General features: G+C 61.4%; 17 protein-coding genes and 2 tRNA genes. 18 read left to right on the top strand and 1 reads right to left on the bottom strand.

Translation table 11 applies throughout. The features are described 5' to 3' along the window. The first annotated feature begins 20 nt into the window (after nucleotides 1-20). Genes carB through DXK50_RS18620 form a run of 3 tightly spaced genes read left to right on the top strand, consistent with a single transcriptional unit; the run spans nucleotide 21 to nucleotide 4,133 of the window. Nucleotides 21-3,242 carry a carbamoyl-phosphate synthase large subunit gene (carB, locus tag DXK50_RS18630; RefSeq protein ID WP_212631357.1) on the top strand — a complete coding sequence of 1,074 codons (3,222 nt, stop codon included), beginning with the start codon at nucleotides 21-23 and terminating at the stop codon, nucleotides 3,240-3,242. Continuing rightward, on the top strand, nucleotides 3,239-3,715 hold the full coding sequence (greA, locus tag DXK50_RS18625; protein ID WP_012019582.1) for a transcription elongation factor GreA: 477 nt from the start codon (nucleotides 3,239-3,241) through the stop codon (nucleotides 3,713-3,715). Before carB ends, greA begins: the two co-directional genes overlap by 4 nt. Continuing rightward, nucleotides 3,693-4,133, top strand: coding sequence for a DUF4149 domain-containing protein (locus DXK50_RS18620; RefSeq protein ID WP_212631356.1), 441 nt, complete (start codon nucleotides 3,693-3,695; stop codon nucleotides 4,131-4,133). Before greA ends, DXK50_RS18620 begins: the two co-directional genes overlap by 23 nt. A gap of 85 nt (nucleotides 4,134-4,218) precedes the next feature. Here the strand turns inward: DXK50_RS18620 and yhbY are convergent, their stop codons facing one another. Beyond that, nucleotides 4,219-4,530 (bottom strand): ribosome assembly RNA-binding protein YhbY, encoded by a 312-nt coding sequence (gene yhbY / locus DXK50_RS18615; protein ID WP_003240550.1) that lies wholly within the window; start codon nucleotides 4,528-4,530, stop codon nucleotides 4,219-4,221. A gap of 90 nt (nucleotides 4,531-4,620) precedes the next feature. Here yhbY and rlmE point away from each other — a divergent pair, with 90 nt between their 5' ends. The 15 genes from rlmE (at nucleotide 4,621) to pnp (ending at nucleotide 20,107) form a co-directional block, all read left to right on the top strand. Beyond that, on the top strand, nucleotides 4,621-5,244 hold the full coding sequence (gene rlmE, locus DXK50_RS18610; RefSeq protein WP_017363689.1) for a 23S rRNA (uridine(2552)-2'-O)-methyltransferase RlmE: 624 nt from the start codon (nucleotides 4,621-4,623) through the stop codon (nucleotides 5,242-5,244). 173 nt (nucleotides 5,245-5,417) lie between these two features. Beyond that, nucleotides 5,418-7,331 (top strand): ATP-dependent zinc metalloprotease FtsH, encoded by a 1,914-nt coding sequence (ftsH, locus tag DXK50_RS18605; RefSeq protein WP_161867193.1) that lies wholly within the window; start codon nucleotides 5,418-5,420, stop codon nucleotides 7,329-7,331. Nucleotides 7,332-7,339: 8 nt separating this feature from the next. Continuing rightward, nucleotides 7,340-8,191 (top strand): dihydropteroate synthase, encoded by an 852-nt coding sequence (gene folP, locus DXK50_RS18600; RefSeq protein WP_212631355.1) that lies wholly within the window; start codon nucleotides 7,340-7,342, stop codon nucleotides 8,189-8,191. Nucleotides 8,192-8,360: 169 nt separating this feature from the next. After that, nucleotides 8,361-9,698 (top strand): phosphoglucosamine mutase, encoded by a 1,338-nt coding sequence (gene glmM, locus DXK50_RS18595; RefSeq protein WP_212631354.1) that lies wholly within the window; start codon nucleotides 8,361-8,363, stop codon nucleotides 9,696-9,698. A gap of 65 nt (nucleotides 9,699-9,763) precedes the next feature. Continuing rightward, nucleotides 9,764-10,519: a triose-phosphate isomerase gene (tpiA, locus tag DXK50_RS18590; protein ID WP_212631353.1), complete on the top strand. Its 756-nt coding sequence runs from the start codon at nucleotides 9,764-9,766 to the stop codon at nucleotides 10,517-10,519. Nucleotides 10,520-10,522: 3 nt separating this feature from the next. Beyond that, complete coding sequence (gene secG / locus DXK50_RS18585; RefSeq protein WP_024309416.1) at nucleotides 10,523-10,900, top strand: preprotein translocase subunit SecG; 378 nt, start codon at nucleotides 10,523-10,525, stop codon at nucleotides 10,898-10,900. A gap of 7 nt (nucleotides 10,901-10,907) precedes the next feature. Then, nucleotides 10,908-10,993 (top strand) — tRNA-Leu (locus DXK50_RS18580). A 97-nt stretch (nucleotides 10,994-11,090) separates the two neighbouring features. Next, nucleotides 11,091-11,167 (top strand) — tRNA-Met (locus DXK50_RS18575). Between the two features lie 129 nt (nucleotides 11,168-11,296). Continuing rightward, complete coding sequence (rimP, locus tag DXK50_RS18570; protein ID WP_161867188.1) at nucleotides 11,297-11,755, top strand: ribosome maturation factor RimP; 459 nt, start codon at nucleotides 11,297-11,299, stop codon at nucleotides 11,753-11,755. A gap of 160 nt (nucleotides 11,756-11,915) precedes the next feature. Next, nucleotides 11,916-13,397, top strand: coding sequence for a transcription termination factor NusA (gene nusA / locus DXK50_RS18565; protein ID WP_161867187.1), 1,482 nt, complete (start codon nucleotides 11,916-11,918; stop codon nucleotides 13,395-13,397). 27 nt (nucleotides 13,398-13,424) lie between these two features. Beyond that, nucleotides 13,425-15,914 (top strand): translation initiation factor IF-2, encoded by a 2,490-nt coding sequence (infB, locus tag DXK50_RS18560; protein WP_212631352.1) that lies wholly within the window; start codon nucleotides 13,425-13,427, stop codon nucleotides 15,912-15,914. A 112-nt stretch (nucleotides 15,915-16,026) separates the two neighbouring features. Continuing rightward, on the top strand, nucleotides 16,027-16,416 hold the full coding sequence (gene rbfA / locus DXK50_RS18555; protein ID WP_024309414.1) for a 30S ribosome-binding factor RbfA: 390 nt from the start codon (nucleotides 16,027-16,029) through the stop codon (nucleotides 16,414-16,416). 2 nt (nucleotides 16,417-16,418) lie between these two features. Then, entirely contained in the window at nucleotides 16,419-17,339 is a 921-nt protein-coding gene (gene truB, locus DXK50_RS18550; protein WP_024309413.1) for a tRNA pseudouridine(55) synthase TruB, read from the top strand. A gap of 218 nt (nucleotides 17,340-17,557) precedes the next feature. Continuing rightward, nucleotides 17,558-17,827 carry a 30S ribosomal protein S15 gene (gene rpsO / locus DXK50_RS18545; RefSeq protein WP_003240577.1) on the top strand — a complete coding sequence of 90 codons (270 nt, stop codon included), beginning with the start codon at nucleotides 17,558-17,560 and terminating at the stop codon, nucleotides 17,825-17,827. Nucleotides 17,828-17,998: 171 nt separating this feature from the next. Continuing rightward, nucleotides 17,999-20,107: a polyribonucleotide nucleotidyltransferase gene (gene pnp / locus DXK50_RS18540; RefSeq protein ID WP_212631351.1), complete on the top strand. Its 2,109-nt coding sequence runs from the start codon at nucleotides 17,999-18,001 to the stop codon at nucleotides 20,105-20,107. Nucleotides 20,108-20,286: the final 179 nt, after the last annotated feature.

The raw sequence follows: 20,286 nt of genomic DNA, 5'->3' as shown, positions 1-20,286 counted from the left end.
ACGGATTCGAGAGAGATAAAATGCCAAAACGTACAGACATCAAAAGTATCCTGATCCTCGGCGCCGGCCCCATCGTCATCGGCCAGGCCTGCGAGTTCGACTACTCCGGCGCGCAGGCCTGCAAGGCACTGAAGGAAGAAGGTTTCCGCGTCATCCTGGTGAACTCCAACCCGGCCACCATCATGACCGACCCGGCCATGGCCGACGCCACCTACATCGAGCCGATCAAGTGGGCCACCGTGGCCAAGATCATCGAGAAGGAGCGTCCGGACGCACTGCTGCCGACCATGGGCGGCCAGACCGCGCTGAACTGTGCTCTAGATCTGGAGCGCCACGGCGTGCTGGAGAAGTTCGGCGTCGAGATGATCGGTGCCAACGCCGACACCATCGACAAGGCCGAAGATCGTTCGCGCTTCGACAAGGCGATGAAGGACATCGGCCTGGCCTGCCCGCGCTCGGGTATTGCCCACAGCATGGAAGAAGCCTACGGCGTGCTGGAGATGGTGGGCTTCCCCTGCATCATCCGCCCCAGCTTCACCATGGGCGGCACCGGCGGCGGCATCGCCTACAACCGTGAGGAGTTCGAGGAAATCTGCGCCCGCGGTCTGGACCTGTCGCCGACCAACGAGCTGCTGATCGACGAATCGCTGATCGGCTGGAAGGAATACGAGATGGAGGTGGTCCGCGACAAGAAGGACAACTGCATCATCGTCTGCTCCATCGAGAACTTCGACCCGATGGGCGTGCACACCGGCGATTCCATCACCGTGGCCCCGGCGCAGACCCTGACCGACAAGGAATACCAGATCATGCGCAACGCCTCCCTGGCGGTGCTGCGTGAGATCGGCGTGGAAACCGGCGGCTCCAACGTCCAGTTCGGCATCTGCCCGAACACCGGGCGCATGGTGGTGATCGAGATGAACCCGCGCGTGTCTCGTTCCTCGGCACTGGCCTCCAAGGCCACCGGCTTCCCCATCGCCAAGATCGCCGCCAAGCTGGCAGTCGGCTACACCCTCGACGAGCTGTCCAACGACATCACTGGCGGTCGCACCCCGGCGTCGTTCGAGCCGGCCATCGACTACGTGGTGACCAAGGTCCCGCGCTTCGCCTTCGAGAAATTCCCCAAGGCCGACGCCCGCCTGACCACCCAGATGAAATCCGTGGGTGAAGTCATGGCCATCGGCCGTACCTTCCAGGAGTCGGTGCAGAAGGCCCTGCGCGGTCTGGAAGTCGGCGTTGCCGGCTTCGATCCGAAACTCGATCTGAACGACCCGGAAGCCGAGAGCATCCTCAAGCGCGAACTGACCGTGCCCAGCGCCGACCGTATCTGGTACGTGGCCGATGCCTTCCGCGCCGGCAAGAGCGTTGCCGAAGTGTTCGAGCTGACCCGTATCGACGAGTGGTTCCTGGTACAGATCGAGGATCTGATCAAGGACGAGGCGACCGTGCAGACCCTGGGTCTGTCTGCCATCGACTACGACCTGATGTTCAAGCTCAAGCGCAAGGGCTTCTCCGATGCGCGTCTGGCCAAGCTGCTGGGCGTTTCCGAGAAGAGCCTGCGCGCGCACCGTCACAAGCTGAAAGTGCTGCCGGTGTACAAGCGCGTGGACACCTGCGCCGCCGAATTCGCCACCGACACCGCCTACATGTACTCGACCTACGAGGAAGAGTGCGAGGCCAACCCGAGCGGTCGCGACAAGATCATGATCCTCGGCGGCGGTCCGAACCGTATCGGCCAGGGCATCGAGTTCGACTACTGCTGCGTACACGCGGCGCTGGCCATGCGTGAAGACGGTTTCGAGACCATCATGGTCAACTGCAACCCGGAAACCGTCTCCACCGACTACGACACCTCCGACCGCCTGTACTTCGAGCCGGTGACCCTGGAGGACGTGTTGGAAATCGTCCGCGTCGAGCAGCCCAAAGGCGTGATCGTGCAGTACGGCGGCCAGACCCCGCTGAAGATCTGCCGCGCCCTGGAAGAAGCCGGCGTGCCGATCATCGGCACCAGCCCCGAGGCCATCGACCGCGCCGAAGACCGCGAGCGCTTCCAGCAGATGGTTCAGCGCCTGAACCTGCGTCAGCCGGCCAACGCCACTGCGCGCAGCGAAGACGAGGCTTTGGCTCTGTCGAAGAACATCGGCTACCCGATGGTGGTGCGTCCGTCCTACGTGCTGGGCGGCCGGGCGATGGAAATCGTCTACCAGGAAGAAGAGCTCAAGCGCTACATGCGCGAAGCAGTGAAGGTGTCCAACGACAGCCCGGTGCTGCTGGATCGCTTCCTCAACTGCGCCATCGAGGTGGATGTGGATGCGGTCAGCGACGGCGAAACCGTGGTGATCGGCGCCATCATGCAGCACATCGAACAGGCCGGCGTGCACTCCGGTGACTCCGCTTGCTCGCTGCCGCCGTACTCGCTGCCGGCGCACATCCAGGACGAGATTCGCGAGCAGGTCAAGAAGATGGCTCTGGAGCTCGGCGTGGTCGGCCTGATGAACGTGCAGATGGCCGTGCAGGGCGAAGACATCTACGTCATCGAAGTGAACCCGCGCGCCTCGCGTACCGTGCCGTTCGTCTCCAAGTGCGTCGGCGAGTCGCTGGCCAAGGTGGCGGCGCGCGTCATGGCCGGCAAGACCCTGGCCGAAGTCGGCTACACCCAGGAAATCATCCCGCCGTTCTTCAGCGTCAAGGAAGCGGTGTTCCCCTTCGCCAAGTTCCCGGGCGTCGACCCGATTCTCGGCCCGGAGATGAAATCCACCGGTGAGGTCATGGGTGTCGGCGACAGCTTCGGTGAAGCCTTCGCCAAGGCCCAGCTGGGAGCCAGCGAGATCCTGCCGAACTCGGGTTGCGCCTTCATCAGCGTGCGTGAGGACGACAAGGCCGAGGCCGTTCAGGTCGCGCGCGATCTGGTCAGCCTGGGCTTCGAAGTGGTCGCCACTGCCGGCACCGCCAAGGTGATCGAGGCTGCCGGCCTGCCGGTACGCCGCGTGAACAAGGTGACCGAAGGTCGTCCGCACGTGGTCGACATGATCAAGAACGACGAAGTCACCCTGATCATCAACACCACCGAAGGCCGTCAGTCCATCGCTGACTCCTACTCCATTCGTCGCAACGCTCTGCAGCACAAGATCTACTGCACCACCACCATCGCGGCTGGGCAGGCGGTCTGTGAGGCGCTCAAGTTCGGTCCCGAGAAGACCGTGCGCCGGCTGCAGGATCTGCATGCAGGAATCAAGGCATGAACAAGTACCCCATGACCGTCCAGGGCGCTCGCGCCCTGGAAGAAGAGCTGGCGCACCTGACCAAGGTGCGTCGTCCCGCACTGAGCCAGGCGATCGCCGAGGCTCGCGAACTGGGCGATCTGAAGGAAAACGCCGAATACCATGCCGCGCGTGAAGAGCAGGGCATGGTCGAGGCGCGTGTGCGTGATATCGAAGGTCGCCTGCAGAACGCGGTGATCATCGATGTCACCAGCATCGAGCACACCGGCAAGGTGATCTTCGGCACCACGGTGGAAATCGCCAACGTCGAAACCGACGAAAGCGTGACCTACCAGATCGTTGGCGAAGACGAAGCCGACATCAAGCAGGGCAAGATCTCCGTCGGTTCGCCCATCGCCCGCGCCCTGGTGGGCAAGAGCGAGGGTGACGTGGTCGGCGTGCAGACTCCCAGTGGCCTGGTCGAGTACGAGATTGTCGAAGTCCGCCACATCTAAGCCACACCTGCCGTCGCGGGCCGCTGCCGTCAGCTGGCAGCTGGCCCAGACCCTCTGGGTCGGTGGCTTGTGGCTGTTGCAGTTCGTCATTCTGCCGGCCATCGGCCAGATCGGCCTGGCACCTCTGTTGGTGCAGGAAATAGCCGAGCGTCTGGTTCCGCTGCTTGTCGGCCTGACGTCCGTGTGCGTGGCGCTGCAGGCCTTCGCCCTGCTGCGCAGTGACGGACTTTCGAGTCTGTGGCGGGATATGCGTGGGCAGCTTTTGTTGACCGTTGCGGTCATGGCCCTGAGTTATTTCGTCGCGTTGCACCAATGGCCGCAGGCCGAGTACTGGCTACGCTTCAGCTACCTGGTGATGGCGTTCTGCGGGCTGTTGCTGGTGCTGCAGCCGGTTCCGGGCGCGCCGGCGAGGCGCTAGCGGGTGTTGCGTAGGAGCGAATTCATTCGCGATCAACGCGTGGCGCTGGCCCGCTGTGACACGAACAAATCCGCTCCCTTACGGCTCAGCCCTGGTAGCGAATCACGTTGGACAGGTTGCGATTCGGCTTGGGGTTCTTGCGATAGAGCAGGGCGACCTTGCCGATCGACTGCACTAGTTCGGCGCGGCCGGCTTCGCACAGGGCGGTGATGGCAGCCTGGCGATCTTCGCGTTCGGCCAGACGCAGTTGTACCTTGATCAGTTCGTGATCGTTCAGAGCGCGGTCCAGTTCGGCCAGCACGCCCTCGGTCAAACCGTTGTCCGCCACGATCAATACAGGTTTCAGATGGTGGCCGATAGATTTGAATTGTTTCTTCTGCTCTTGAGTGAGCGGCATAATCGTTAGTACCTAATTCGGTCTGGAAAACGGCGCTTATCTTACCCGAGCCCGCGCAGTTATTCATGACCCGTTGAGCTCGAGGTTTCAGTGGCACGTTCCAAGACCAGCCAGCGTTGGCTGAAAGAACATTTCGACGATCCGTACGTGAAGATGGCGCAGAAGGACGGCTATCGCTCGCGCGCCAGCTACAAGCTGCTGGAAATCCAGGAGAAGGATCGCATTTTGCGTCCCGGCATGACCGTGGTCGATCTCGGCGCTGCGCCGGGTGGCTGGTCGCAGGTCACCAGTCGGGTGATCGGCGATAAGGGCCGCCTGATCGCCTCCGATATTCTGGAAATGGATGCAATTCCCGACGTTACCTTCATTCAGGGCGATTTTACCGACGATGCGGTATTCGCCCGACTTCTTGAAGCCATCGGCGAAAATCCGGTTGACCTTGTTATTTCCGATATGGCCCCCAATATGAGTGGGGTGAGAACCGCCGATCAGGCGCGCGCCATGTATCTGTGCGAGCTTGCGCTGGATCTGGCCGGACGGGTTTTGCGGCCGGGCGGGGATTTTCTGATCAAGATTTTCCAGGGCGAGGGTTTCGATGCGTACCACAAACAGGTGCGCGAGACCTTCGACAAGGTGCAGATGCGCAAGCCGCTGTCGTCGCGGGATCGTTCCCGTGAGCAATACCTGTTGGCGCGCGGCTTTCGCGGATTATGAGTTGAAACTGGTGTCGGCTCTGTCGGTCTCAGTGGCATAAACCTCATAAAGGGTTACAGACGGTGCCTGCGGGATGTGGGCGTTTGGTGTAAGTTAGGCCGGTATATCATTGGTCGTCATGGGAAGCCTGCTTCGCCACGAGGCCTGCTTCAGAGGGTAGCTAATTGAACGACATGGCAAAGAATCTCATCCTGTGGCTGATCATCGCGGCGGTGCTGGTCACCGTGATGAACAACTTCTCCAGCCCGAGCGAGCCGCAGACCCTGAGCTACTCGCAGTTCATCGAGCAGGTCAAGGAAGGGCGCGTCGAGCGCGTCACCGTCGATGGTTACGTGATCACCGGAAAACGCACCGACGGCGAAGGCTTCAAGACCATTCGTCCGGCCATTCAGGATGGTGGCCTGATCGGTGACCTGATCGACAACAACGTGGTCATCGAAGGCAAGCAGCCCGAGCAGCAGAGCATCTGGACCCAGCTGCTGGTCGCCAGTTTCCCGATTCTGGTGATCATCGCCGTGTTCATGTTCTTCATGCGCCAGATGCAGGGCGGCGCCGGCGGCAAGGGCGGCCCGATGAGCTTCGGCAAGTCCAAGGCGCGCCTGCTCTCCGAGGACCAGGTCAAGACGACCTTTGCCGATGTTGCCGGTTGCGACGAGGCCAAGGAGGAAGTCAGCGAACTGGTGGAATTCCTCCGCGATCCGGGCAAGTTCCAGCGCCTCGGTGGCCGCATTCCGCGCGGCGTGCTGATGGTCGGCTCGCCGGGTACCGGCAAGACGTTGCTGGCCAAGGCCGTGGCCGGTGAGGCGAAAGTGCCATTCTTCACCATTTCCGGCTCCGACTTCGTCGAGATGTTCGTCGGTGTCGGTGCCTCCCGCGTGCGCGACATGTTCGACCAGGCGAAGAAGCACGCCCCGTGCATCATCTTCATCGACGAGATCGACGCCGTCGGTCGCCATCGTGGCGCCGGCATGGGCGGTGGTCATGACGAGCGTGAGCAGACTCTCAACCAGTTGCTGGTAGAGATGGACGGTTTCGAGATGAATGACGGCATCATCGTCATCGCCGCCACCAACCGCCCTGACGTACTCGATCCGGCGCTGCTGCGTCCCGGCCGTTTCGACCGTCAGGTGGTGGTCGGTCTGCCGGACATCCGTGGTCGTGAGCAGATTCTGAAAGTGCACATGCGCAAGGTGCCGATGGGCGACGACGTCAACCCGGCGGTCATCGCCCGTGGTACCCCGGGCTTCTCCGGTGCCGATCTGGCCAACCTGGTCAACGAGGCCTCGCTGTTTGCCGCCCGGGCCGGCAAGCGTCTGGTGGAAATGAAGGAGTTCGAGCTGGCCAAGGACAAGATCATGATGGGCGCCGAGCGCAAGACCATGGTCATGTCCGACAAGGAGAAGCTCAACACTGCTTACCACGAGGCGGGTCACGCCATCGTCGGACGCCTGGTGCCCGAGCATGACCCGGTCTACAAGGTTTCCATCATTCCGCGCGGTCGTGCCCTGGGTGTGACCATGTTCCTGCCGGAAGAGGATCGTTACAGCCTGAGCAAGCGCGCCCTGATCAGCCAGATCTGCTCGCTGTTCGGTGGCCGCATCGCCGAGGAAATGACCCTGGGCTTCGACGGTGTCACCACCGGTGCATCCAACGACATCATGCGCGCCACCCAGCTGGCCAAGAACATGGTCACCAAGTGGGGCTTGTCCGAGAAACTGGGCCCGCTGATGTATGCCGAAGAAGAGGGCGAGGTGTTCCTCGGTCGTAGCATGGGTAGCCAGAACAGCAATGTTTCCGGCGAGACCGCCAAGCAGATCGACGAGGAAGTGCGCCGTATCATCGACGAGTGCTACGCCACCGCGAAGAAGTTGCTGGTAGAGAACCGCGACAAACTCGATGCCATGGCCGAAGCACTGATGAAGTACGAAACCATCGACTCCGAGCAGATCGACGACATCATGGGTGGTCGTGAGCCTCGCGAGCCGCGTGGTTGGGACGGCGGTGGCGACTCCGGTGCCCCGCAGGCCAAGATCGACGAACCCAGTCGTCCCGAAAAGCCCATCGGTGGGCCAGCGGCCGAACACTAAGGTTCCATATGTCTCAACAGCAACACCCGAGCCGGCTGCCTTGTGGCAGCCGGCTTCTTGATTTGTCCCGTCCGCAAGTGATGGGCATCCTCAACGTCACTCCCGATTCGTTTTCCGACGGTGGGCGTTTCACGGCGCGCGACGCAGCGCTGCGTCATGCCGAACAGATGGTTGCCGCCGGCGCGACGCTGATCGACATCGGTGGTGAGTCCACGCGTCCGGGCGCGCGAAGCGTTTCGCCGACCGAAGAGCTGGAGCGCGTTGCGCCGATGGTCGAAGCCATCGCTCGTGAGCTGGACGTGATCATTTCCGTGGATACCTCGACACCGGCGGTCATGCGCGAAAGCGCAAGGCTGGGGGCGGGGCTGATCAACGATGTGCGCTCCCTGCAGCGCGATGGCGCTCTTGATGCCGCGGCTGACACCGGCTTGCCGGTTTGTCTGATGCATATGCGCGGTGAGCCTGGAAACATGCAGGACAACCCGCAATATCCGGATATCGTCAGCGAAGTGCGGGATTTTCTCGCCGAGCGCATGGCTGCATGCGCGACGGTCGGCATTCCCGCTGAGCGGATCGTACTCGATCCGGGGTTTGGGTTTGCCAAGGCGCTGGAGCACAATCTGGTGCTGTTCAAGCGCATGAGCGAGCTCTCTGCCTTGGGCTGCCCCCTGCTGGTCGGCGTATCGCGCAAGAGCATGATTGGCAATGTGCTGGGGCGCGAAGTTGGCGGGCGACTCTACGGCAGTCTGGCATTGGCGGCCCTGGCGCTGACCAAGGGCGCGCATATTCTGCGTGTGCACGATGTCGCCGAAACGGTAGACGTGGTGCGCATGATTGCTGCCGTTGAAGCGGCGCAGTAGCAAATTTTTGAAAGCGTAGGCGAGGCGTTCTGGGCTAGGCATAAACAGCCAAGAAAAGTTCAGGGTCGCGTTCGACTTTACGTGCTGTGTATGAGCATTTTGAGGCTGTTGAAAAAGGCGGCCAGACAACGCAGGTCGTGTTCGTTGGCCTGCTAACAAGGAAAGCGTTATGGCTAGAAAATACTTCGGCACCGACGGCATTCGTGGGCGCGTCGGTCAGTTCCCCATTACTCCCGACTTCATGCTCAAGCTTGGCTGGGCGGCGGGCATGGCGTTTCGCAAGCAGGGCAAGTGCCGCATCCTGATCGGCAAGGACACACGAATCTCCGGCTATATGTTCGAGTCCGCCCTGGAGGCGGGATTGGCTGCTGCGGGCGCGGACGTGCAACTGCTCGGTCCGATGCCGACGCCGGCCATCGCTTATCTGACGCGCACCTTCCAGGCCGACGCGGGTATCGTCATCAGTGCCTCGCACAATCCGCACGATGACAATGGCATCAAGTTTTTTTCCAGCGAGGGCACCAAGCTGCCGGATGATGTCGAGGCGATGATCGAGGAGCTGCTCGACCAGCCCATGACCGTTGTGGAGTCTGCGGGGATCGGCAAGGCTTCGCGCATCAACGACGCCTCCGGTCGCTATATCGAGTTCTGCAAGGGCAGTGTGCCGAGCGGTACCAGCTTCAAGGGCTTGAAGATCGTCATCGACTGCGCCCATGGCGCTGCCTACAAGGTGGCGCCCAGCGTGTTTCGCGAGCTGGGCGCTGAGGTGCGGGTCATCTCGGCGCAGCCTGATGGCCTCAATATCAACGACGGCTGTGGCTCCACCCATATCGCTGCGCTGCAGGCCGAGGTGGTGGCGCAGCAGGCTGATCTGGGTATCGCCTTCGATGGCGATGCCGACCGCGTCCTGATGGTCGATCAATATGGTGCAGTGGTCGATGGTGACGAGTTGCTGTTCATCATCGCTCGCGATCTGCAGGAGCGTGGGCGACTGCGCGGTGGTGTGGTCGGTACGCTGATGAGCAACCTGGGGCTGGAGCTGGCGCTGGCTGATCTGAACATCCCGTTCATTCGTGCCAATGTCGGTGACCGCTACGTGATCGCCGAGCTGCTGGCGCGCAACTGGCAGTTGGGTGGTGAGAACTCCGGGCACCTGGTGTGCTTCCAGCACACCACTACCGGCGATGCGATCGTTGCGGCTCTGCAGGTACTGATGGCGCTCAAGCGTCGCGGTCAGAGCCTGGTCGAGGCGCGCAGTGACCTGAAGAAGTGCCCGCAGGTATTGGTCAATGTGCGTTTTTCCGGTGCGGTCGATCCGCTCGAGCATCCTTCGGTGAAAGAAGCCTGTGCTCGGGTGACCGAGAGCATGGCCGGGCGTGGCCGAGTGTTGCTGCGCAAGTCCGGCACCGAGCCGCTCGTTCGGGTGATGGTCGAAGGCGACGATGAAAGCTTGGTTCGTGGCTATGCCGATGAATTGGCTAAGATTGTTGCCGAAGTCTGTGCTTGATTGCGCTTGCTACTGCGGATGCTCTTGGGTAACATCTGCGCCCTCTTTGATCGACGAGGTAAAACATGCGTCGCCCCTTGGTCGCCGGTAACTGGAAAATGCACGGTACCCGCGCCAGCGTCGCAGAGCTGATCGAAGGGTTGCGTCAGCAGGACTTGCCTGCCGATGTCGAGGTCGCGGTGTTCCCCTCCAGTCTGCATATCGCTCAGGTCGTCGAAGGCCTGGATGGCAAGGCTGTGAAGGTTGGAGCGCAGGATTGCGCGGCGCAAGTCGAGCAGGGCGCCTTGACCGGTGAGCTGGCAGTCAGCCAGTTGGTCGATTGCGGTTGCAAGCTGGTGTTGGTTGGCCATTCCGAGCGTCGCCTGATTCTGGGCGAAAGCGATGAAGTGGTTGTGCGCAAGTTTGCAGCGGTACAGGCGGCGGGGCTGGTTCCCGTGCTCTGTGTCGGTGAGACCCGTGAACAGCGTGAAGCGAATGCGACGCTGGGAGTGGTGGGTGGCCAGCTGGCCGCAGTGATCGACGTTTTAGGCGTCGATTCGCTGAAGGGCGCCATCGTTGCCTATGAGCCTGTTTGGGCCATTGGTACCGGGTTGACCGCTACGCCGGAGCAGGCTCAGGAAGTGCATGCAGCGATTCGTGCGCAGGTTGCGCAGCTGAATGCTGAAGTTGCCAATGAGCTGAGAATTCTTTATGGCGGCAGTGTGAAGGCCGCCAGTGCAGCCGAGTTGTTCGGCATGCAGGATATCGATGGGGGGCTCGTGGGTGGAGCCTCTCTGAATGCGGATGAATTCGGTGCGATCTGTCGCGCTGCGGGAAGCTGAAGAATGCTGGAAACCGTCATTGTTGTTCTGCACCTGCTGGGTGCGATCGGGATTGTGGTGCTGGTTTTGCTGCAGCAGGGTAAGGGTGCGGACGCGGGTGCGTCGTTCGGTTCGGGTGCTTCGGCAACCGTATTCGGAAGCCAAGGTTCCTCTACCTTTCTGAGTAAGTTTACTGGTATACTCGCCGCAGGTTTTTTCATTACCAGCTTGGGTTTAGCGTTCTTTGCTAAAGAAAAAGCTGATGCACTGACTCAGGTTGGTCTGCCAGATCCAGCGGTTCTGGAAGTTCAACAAAAGCCGGCGGTCGAAGACGTGCCGGTGCTCGAGGAGCAAGCTCCAGCGTCCGATGCTTCGGATGTGCCGGAGGCTCCAGAGCAGTAACCGTTTTGCCGAGGTGGTGGAATTGGTAGACACGCTACCTTGAGGTGGTAGTGGCCATAGGCTGTAGGGGTTCGAGTCCCCTCCTCGGTACCATACTCAAGAAAGCCCGCAGTTCGCGGGCTTTCTTGTTGCTGGAGTGTTTGGTTGACCCTCGCCAGGGGGTGGCCGTATAATTCCGGCCCAGCTTTGACGCGGGGTGGAGCAGTCTGGTAGCTCGTCGGGCTCATAACCCGAAGGTCGTAGGTTCAAATCCTGCCCCCGCAACCAGTTTCAGCAGGCCCCTTTTCAGGGGCTTTTTGTTAGCTGAAAGACAGTGTCCGCCGGTATTTTCGGTGGATTGAAGGGATGGGCGTTTCGCCCATTTTTTATTTGCACAGCATGCACGAGGGCCGTTAAGTGTCGAGCAAGCTAGAACAGTTGCAGGCCTTGTTGGCCCCGGTAATCGAGGCGCTCGGTTATCAATGTTGGGGCATCGAGTTCCTGTCGCAGGGGCGTCATTCGCTGCTGCGTGTCTATATCGATAAGGCCGACGGCATTCTTATCGACGATTGCGAGATCGTCAGCCGTCAGCTCAGTGGTGTACTCGATGTCGAGGATCCGATTTCCTCCGAGTACACGCTGGAAGTTTCCTCTCCTGGCATGGATCGTCCGTTGTTCACTCTCGAACAGTTTGCGGGGCATGTCGGTGAGCAGGTGAAGATCAAGCTGCGTTCGCCTTTCGATGGGCGTCGCAACTTCCAGGGCCTCCTTCGCGGTGTGGAGGAGCAGGACGTGGTGGTGCAGGTGGATGACCACGAGTATCTGTTGCCGATCGACCTGATCGACAAGGCCAATATCATCCCCCGATTTGATTGATATGCGGATTCTGTGTCGCTGCCGGACTGTCGATTGTCGGTGCAGTGCGAGTGACACAGATGGCGCGAAGGTAGCGCGGCAGCGCACGGGTGTAGCGCCAATGGCGTGAACGTGACGCGAATTGCGCAGAACCAATGGATTGCGAAAGGCGAGGCGTACGATGAGCAAAGAAGTACTGCTGGTTGTTGAGTCGGTATCCAACGAGAAGGGTGTACCGGCCGGCGTGATTTTCGAGGCGCTGGAGCTGGCTCTGGCGACCGCCACCAAGAAACGTTTCGAGGACGAAGTCGACCTGCGTGTGTCGATCAATCGCCAGAACGGTAGCTACGAAACCTTCCGCCGCTGGACCGTGGTCGATGAGTCCGAGTTCGAAGATCCGGCCTATCAGCTGACTGACGACATGCCGCAGGCCGTCGAAGCCAACGCCAAGATCGGTGACGTGCTCGAAGAAAAAGTCGAGTCCATCGAGTTCGGCCGTATCGCCGCGCAAACCGCCAAGCAGGTCATCGTGCAGAAGGTGCGCGAGGCTGAACGCGCCCAGGTGGTCGACGCCTACCGCGAGCGCCTGGGCGAGATCATCTCCGGCACCGTGAAGAAGGTCACTCGCGACAACGTTATCGTTGACCTGGGTAACAACGCCGAGGCGCTGCTGGCTCGGGAAGACATCATCCCGCGCGAGACTTTCCGCGTTGGTGTGCGTCTGCGTGCCCTGCTCAAGGAAATTCGTACCGAGAACCGCGGTCCGCAGCTGATCCTGTCGCGTACCGCTCCGGAAATGCTGATCGAGCTGTTCCGCATCGAAGTACCGGAAATCGCCGAAGGGCTGATCGACGTCAAGGCCGCTTCCCGTGATCCGGGCTCGCGCGCCAAGATTGCCGTGCGCTCCAAGGACAAGCGTATCGACCCGCAGGGCGCCTGTATCGGCATGCGCGGTTCGCGCGTTCAGGCCGTTTCCGGCGAACTGGGCGGCGAGCGTGTGGATATCGTGCTGTGGGACGACAACCCTGCGCAGTTCGTGATCAATGCCATGTCGCCGGCTGAAGTGGCTGCGATCATCGTCGACGAAGATGCCCATGCCATGGACATCGCCGTTGCCGAAGACAACCTGGCTCAGGCCATTGGTCGTGGCGGTCAGAACGTGCGTCTGGCCAGTCAGCTGACCGGCTGGACCCTGAACGTGATGACCGAAGCGGACATCCAGGCCAAGCAGCAGGCAGAAACCGGCGACATCATGCAGTCCTTCATCGACGAGCTGGAAGTCGACGAAGAACTGGCTCAAGTCCTGGTCGAAGAGGGTTTCACCAGTCTCGAAGAGATTGCCTACGTACCCATGGAAGAAATGCTCAGCATCGATGGCTTCGACGAGGAGATCGTCAACGAGCTGCGTGCACGGGCCAAGGATCGTCTGCTGACCAAGGCGATCGCCAACGAGGAGAAGTTGGCCGATGCCCATCCGGCAGATGATCTGCTGGAACTGGAAGGCATGGACAAGGCGCTGGCTCTTGAGCTCGCGCTGCGCGGCGTGATTACCCGTGAAGACCTGGCCGAGCAGTCTATCGACGACCTGCTCGACATCGACGGCATCGACGAAGAGCGTGCCGGCAAGCTGATCATGGCCGCTCGAGCCCACTGGTTCGAATAAGCGGTTGCGGCCTGAGGAGAAAGATGCATGACGCAAGTCACGGTGAAAGAACTGGCCAAAGTGGTCGACACTCCGGTTGAACGCCTGTTGCAGCAGATGCGTGAAGCCGGTCTGTCCCACAGCAGTGCCGAACAAGTAGTGACCGATAGTGAGAAACAGGCCCTGTTGGCCCATCTCAAGAGCAGTCACGGCGACAAGGTCGAAGAGCCGCGCAAGATTACCTTGCAGCGCAAGACCACCAGCACCCTCAAGGTGGCTGGCAGCAAGACCATCAGCGTTGAAGTGCGCAAGAAGAAGACCTTCGTCAAGAGCAGCCCGGAAGAGCTCGAAGCCGAGAAGCAGCGCGAGCTGGAAGCTCAGCAGGCAGCTGCCGAGGCCGAGCGCCTGAAGGCCGAGGAAGAAGCCAAGCGCAAGGCCGAAGAGGAGGCCAAGCGCCAGGCTGCTGCTGCTCCCGCCGTCGAAACCACGGCCGCCGCCGCTGCGCCGGCTCCGACCAGCGAGCCGGCAGTTGCCGCTCCGGTCGTCGAGGTAGAGCGCAAGAAAGAAGAAGTGCGTCGTCCCGAGAAGGCGCGCAGCGACGAAGACGAGCGTCGTGATCGCAAGCACGCGCAGCACCGCCCGACCCTCAAGGAAAAGGCACCGGCTCCGCGCGTCGCACCACGCAGTGTCGATGAAGAGAGCGATGGCTTCCGTCGTGGCGGTCGCGGCAAGGCCAAGATGAAGAAGCGCAACCAGCACGGCTTCCAGGCTCCGGCCGGTCCGGTGGTGCGTGAAGTATCGATTGGCGAAACCATCACCGTGGGCGAACTGGCCCAGCAGATGTCGGTGAAGGCCGCTGAAGTCATCAAGTTCATGTTCAAGATGGGCTCGCCTGCCACCATCAACCAGGTGCTGGATCAGGAAACTGCCCAGCTGGTCGCCGAAGAGCTGGGCCACAAGGTCAAGCTGGTCAGCGACAACGCGCTGGAAGATTCCCTGGCCGAGTCGCTGAAGTTCGAAGGTGAAGCGATGTCCCGTGCGCCGGTGGTGACCGTAATGGGTCACGTCGACCATGGTAAGACCTCGCTGCTCGACTATATCCGTCGTGCCAAGGTGGCTTCCGGTGAGGCAGGTGGCATCACTCAGCACATCGGCGCCTACCACGTGGAAACCGACCGCGGCATGGTCACCTTCCTCGACACCCCCGGTCACGCCGCGTTTACCCAGATGCGTGCCCGTGGTGCCAAGGCCACCGACATCGTCATCCTCGTCGTCGCTGCTGACGACGGCGTGATGCCGCAGACCCAGGAAGCCGTGCAGCACGCGAAAGCGGCTGGCGTGCCGATCGTGGTTGCGGTGAACAAGATGGACAAGCCGGAAGCCAATCCGGACAACATCAAGAACGGTCTGGCCGCGCTGGACGTGATCCCGGAAGAGTGGGGCGGCGACGCACCCTTCGTCCCGGTTTCCGCCAAGGCCGGTACCGGTATCGACGAGCTGCTCGAAGCCGTGCTGCTGCAGGCCGAGGTTCTCGAACTGAAAGCCACTCCGACCGCTCCCGGTCGTGGTGTGGTGGTCGAATCGCGTCTGGACAAGGGCCGCGGCCCGGTCGCTACCGTGCTGGTTCAGGACGGTACCCTGCGTCAGGGCGACATGGTTCTGGTTGGCGTCAACTACGGCCGCGTGCGTGCCATGCTCGACGAGAATGGCAAGCCAATCAAGGAAGCCGGTCCGTCGATTCCGGTCGAGATCCTCGGCCTGGACGGCACTCCGGATGCCGGTGACGAGATGATGGTGGTGGCCGACGAGAAGAAGGCCCGCGAAGTCGCTCTGTTCCGTCAGGGCAAGTTCCGCGAGGTCAAACTGGCTCGTGCCCACGCCGGCAAGCTGGAAAACATCTTCGAGAGCATGGGCCAGGAAGAGAAGAAGACCCTCAACATCGTCCTCAAGGCCGACGTGCGTGGTTCTCTGGAAGCCCTGCAGGGCTCGCTCAGCACCCTGGGCAACGACGAAGTGCAGGTGCGTGTGGTCGGTGGCGGCGTCGGTGGTATCACCGAGTCCGATGCCAACCTGGCGCTGGCTTCCAATGCCGTGCTGTTCGGCTTCAACGTCCGTGCTGACGCCGGTGCGCGCAAGATCGTCGAGTCCGAAGGCCTCGACATGCGCTACTACAACGTCATCTACGACATCATCGAAGACGTCAAGAAGGCCCTCACCGGTATGCTCGGCAGCGATGTTCGCGAGAACATCCTGGGCACCGCGGAAGTGCGTGACGTGTTCCGTTCGCCGAAGTTCGGCGCCGTCGCTGGCTGCATGGTCATCGAAGGCACCGTCTACCGCAATCGTCCGATCCGCGTACTGCGCGAGGACGTGGTGATCTTCGAGGGCGAGCTGGAATCGCTGCGTCGCTTCAAGGACGATGTCGCCGAAGTGCGTAACGGCATGGAGTGCGGTATCGGCGTGAAGAGCTACAACGACGTCAAGGTCGGCGACAAGATCGAAGTGTTCGAGAAGGTCCAGGTGGCGCGCAGTCTGTAAGCGCGACATCCCGATCACGCAACGCCCGGCCCCGCTCATGCGCGGCCGGGCGTTTGCCGCTTTTACGTCCGCTGCCGCCAAGGCCTGCGGGCGAAGGAAAGGTAAGTAAGAAATGGCCAAAGATTACAGCCGTACCCAGCGTATCGGTGATCAGATGCAGCGCGAGCTGGCAGTGCTGATCCAGCGCGAGATCAAGGACCCGCGCCTGGGTCTGGTAACCATCACTGCGGTCGACGTGAGTCGCGACCTGTCCCATGCCAAGGTGTTCATCACCGTGATGGGCAAGGACGACGACGCCGAGCAGATCAAGCTCAACCTGGAGATTCTCGGTGAGGCAGCCGGTTACCTGCGCATGCTGCTGGGCAAGTCGATGAAAGTTCGCACCATTCCGCAGCTGCACTTCCAGTACGACGCCAGCATTCGTCGCGGTGCCGAGTTGTCGGCGCTGATCGAGCGTGCGGTGGCGGAAGATCGCAAGCACCAGGACGGCAGCGAGGAATAAGCGTGGCGCAGGTCAAACGTATTCGCCGCAAGGTCGACGGTATCATCCTGCTGGACAAGCCGCGCGGCTTCACTTCCAACGCTGCATTGCAGAAGGTGCGCTGGCTGCTCAACGCCGAGAAGGCCGGGCATACCGGTAGCCTTGATCCGCTGGCAACCGGCGTGCTGCCGCTGTGCTTCGGTGAGGCGACCAAGTTTTCCCAGTACCTGCTCGATGCCGACAAGGGTTACGAGACCGTGGCGCAACTGGGCGTGACCACCACCACCGGCGATGCCGAAGGTGATGTGCTCGAGCGTCGCCCGGTGACCGTTGGTCGCACTGAGATCGAGGCCCTGTTGCCGCGTTTTCGTGGAGAAATCAAACAGATACCCCCGATGTACTCGGCTCTGAAGAAGGATGGTCAACCGTTGTACAAGCTGGCCCGTGCAGGCGAGGTAGTGGAGCGCGAGGCGCGTTCTGTTACTATTGCGCGCCTGGAATTGCTGGCTCTCGAGGGCGAGCAGGCGCGTCTGTCGGTGGATTGCAGCAAAGGTACCTACATTCGCACACTGGTCGAGGATCTTGGCCAGTTGCTCGGTTGCGGCGCACATGTCGCGGAACTGCGCCGGACCAAGGCCGGCCCGTTCGACCTGGCGCGCACCGTGACGCTGGAAGAGCTGGAAGCGGTGCATGCCGAAGGTGGCAGCGCAGCGCTCGATCGCTTCCTGCAGCCGGTCGACAGCGGTTTGCAGGATTGGCCGCTGCTGCAGTTTTCCGAGCACAGCGCGTTCTACTGGTTGCAAGGGCAACCGGTACGGGCACCGGAAGCGCCGAAGTTCGGCATGGTGCGCGTGCAGGATCACAATGGTCGCTTCATCGGGATCGGTGAAGTGAGCGACGACGGGCGCATCGCCCCGCGTCGATTGATTTATACCGGTGCGTAGCACGGGTGGAGACACGGGCCTCAGGCCCGGACGGACTCTACCGGTGTGTAGCACCGAACGGTTCGGCCGAGAGGTCGAAACCTGAGGCTGGCGATACCAGCGTCAGGATTACGAGGGTGGCTGTTAGTAGGCACGGTCATGCCTCTTTTTAAAACACGGGAAGCGATTCCCGGCCTATTGAGACTGCTTCGGCAGTTTCCAGATGAGAGGAAGCCAACATGGCACTCAGCGTTGAAGAAAAAGCCCAGATCGTAAACGAGTACAAGCAAGCTGAAGGCGACACCGGTAGCCCGGAAGTGCAGGTAGCCCTGCTGACCGCCAACATCAACAAGCTGCAAGGCCACTTCAAGGCCAACGGCAAAGATCACCACAGCCGTCGTGGTCTGATCCGTATGGTTAACCAGCGTCGTAAGCTGCTGGACTACCTGAAGGGCAAGGACACCACTCGTTACAGCGCCCTGATCGGTCGCCTGGGCCTGCGTCGTTAATAGACGCGAGCTGCACAAGTTGGAAGCTGGAAGTTCGCAGCGGCACCTCGGGGTTTACCCCGGAGTGCGGCTGCGGGCTTCCAGCTTTTGGCTTTTCGAAGGATGCATCGGGTCCGACTCCCATGCCGCTTTCAGATTTCCCCCAAAGGCAACAAAGAGAAGGAAAACACCGTGAACCCGGTAATCAAGCAATTCAAGTTCGGTCAGTCGACCGTAACCCTCGAGACTGGCCGCATCGCGCGCCAGGCCAGCGGCGCCGTACTGGTGACCGTCGACAACGACGTCACCGTGCTGGTCACCGTGGTCGGTGCCAAGAGCGCCGACCCGAGCAAGGGCTTCTTCCCGCTGTCCGTGCACTATCAGGAAAAGACCTACGCAGCCGGCAAGATTCCCGGCGGCTTCTTCAAGCGTGAAGGCCGTCCGAGCGAGAAGGAAACCCTGACCTCGCGCCTGATCGACCGTCCGATCCGTCCGCTGTTCCCCGAAGGCTTCATGAATGAAGTGCAGGTCGTCTGCACTGTGGTTTCCACCAGCAAGAAGACCGATCCGGACGTCGCTGCCATGATCGGTACCTCGGCTGCCCTGGCCGTCTCCGGTATCCCGTTCAACGGCCCGATCGGTGCCGCCCGCGTGGCTTTCCACCCGGACACCGGTTACCTGCTGAACCCGAACTACGAGCAGCTCAAGGCCTCCAGCCTGGACATGGTCGTGGCCGGTACCGAAACCGCCGTGCTGATGGTGGAATCCGAAGCTGACGAGCTGACCGAAGACCAGATGCTCGGTGCCGTGCTGTTCGCCCACCAGGAATTCCAGGCTGTGATCCAGGCCGTCAAGGAATTCGCTGCCGAAGCTGGCAAGCCGACCTGGAACTGGCAGGCTCCGGCCGCCAACACCCCGCTGCTGGACGCCATCCGCAGCCAGTTCGGCGAGGCCATCAGCCAGGCCTACACCATTACCATCAAGCAGGACCGCTACAACCGTCTGGACGAGCTGCGTGAGCAGGTCATCGCTGCCCTGGCCGGCGAAGGCGAAGGCAAATTCGCTGCCGACGAGGTCAAGGCCGCTTTCGGCGAGATCGAGTACCGCACCGTTCGCCAGAACATCGTTGACGGCAAGCCGCGTATCGACGGTCGTGACACCCGCACCGTACGTCCGCTGAAGATCGAAGTCGGCGTGCTGGACAAGACCCATGGCTCGGCCCTGTTCACCCGTGGTGAAACCCAGGCTCTGGTCGTCGCTACCCTCGGCACCGCGCGCGATGCGCAGCTGCTGGATACCCTGGAAGGCGAGAAGAAAGACCCCTTCATGCTGCACTACAACTTCCCGCCGTTCTCGGTCGGTGAGTGTGGCCGCATGGGCGGTGCCGGTCGTCGTGAAATCGGTCACGGCCGCCTGGCCCGTCGTGGTGTTGCCGCCATGCTGCCGAAGGAAGACGAGTTCCCGTACACCATCCGCGTGGTATCGGAAATCACCGAATCCAACGGTTCTTCCTCCATGGCTTCGGTCTGCGGCGCTTCCCTGGCGCTGATGGACGCCGGTGTGCCGATGAAGGCGCCGGTTGCCGGTATCGCCATGGGTCTGGTGCTGGAAGGTGAGAAATTCGCCGTTCTGACCGACATCCTCGGTGACGAAGACCACCTGGGCGACATGGACTTCAAGGTAGCCGGTACCGCCAAGGGTGTCACCGCGCTGCAGATGGACATCAAGATCCAGGGCATCACCGAAGAGATCATGGAGCAGGCGCTGGAGCAGGCGCTGGAAGCCCGTCTGAACATCCTCGGCCAGATGAACCAGGTCATCGCTCAGTCGCGTACCGAGCTGTCGGCCAACGCGCCGACCATGCTGGCGATGAAGATCGATCAGGACAAGATCCGCGACGTCATCGGCAAGGGCGGCGCCACCATCCGCGCCATCTGCGAAGAGACCAAGGCCTCGATCGATATCGAAGACGACGGCTCGATCAAGATCTTCGGCGAAACCAAGGAAGCGGCCGAGGCTGCCAAGCAGCGCGTGCTGGCCATCACCGCCGAAGCCGAGATCGGCAAGATCTACGTCGGCAAGGTCGAGCGCATCGTCGACTTCGGCGCCTTCGTCAACATCCTGCCGGGCAAGGACGGTCTGGTGCACATCTCCATGCTGAGCGATCAGCGCGTGGAGAAGGTCACCGACGTGCTGAAGGAAGGTCAGGAAGTGAAGGTACTGGTACTGGACGTGGACAACCGCGGCCGTATCAAGCTGTCGATCAAGGACGTAGCTGCTGCCGAGGCCTCTGGCGTCTAAGCGCGGTTCGCCGGTTCGAACCAGAAGGGCTCCTGCGGGAGCCCTTTTTGTGCCTGCTCGTCGAGCTTTAGCGGCTGATCCTTCTCGCTGCGCCTGTGTCGAAGCCGCTCACGAACCCTCATCTGCGACCTGAGATTTTCATGGGGCATGGACGACACACCCGCAGAACCATGCAAATT

It is taken from the genome of Pseudomonas sp. KB-10 (genome assembly GCF_018221585.1).
Classification (GTDB): domain Bacteria; phylum Pseudomonadota; class Gammaproteobacteria; order Pseudomonadales; family Pseudomonadaceae; genus Aquipseudomonas; species Aquipseudomonas yangonensis.
This window is presented reverse-complemented; position numbering and strand designations above follow the sequence as displayed.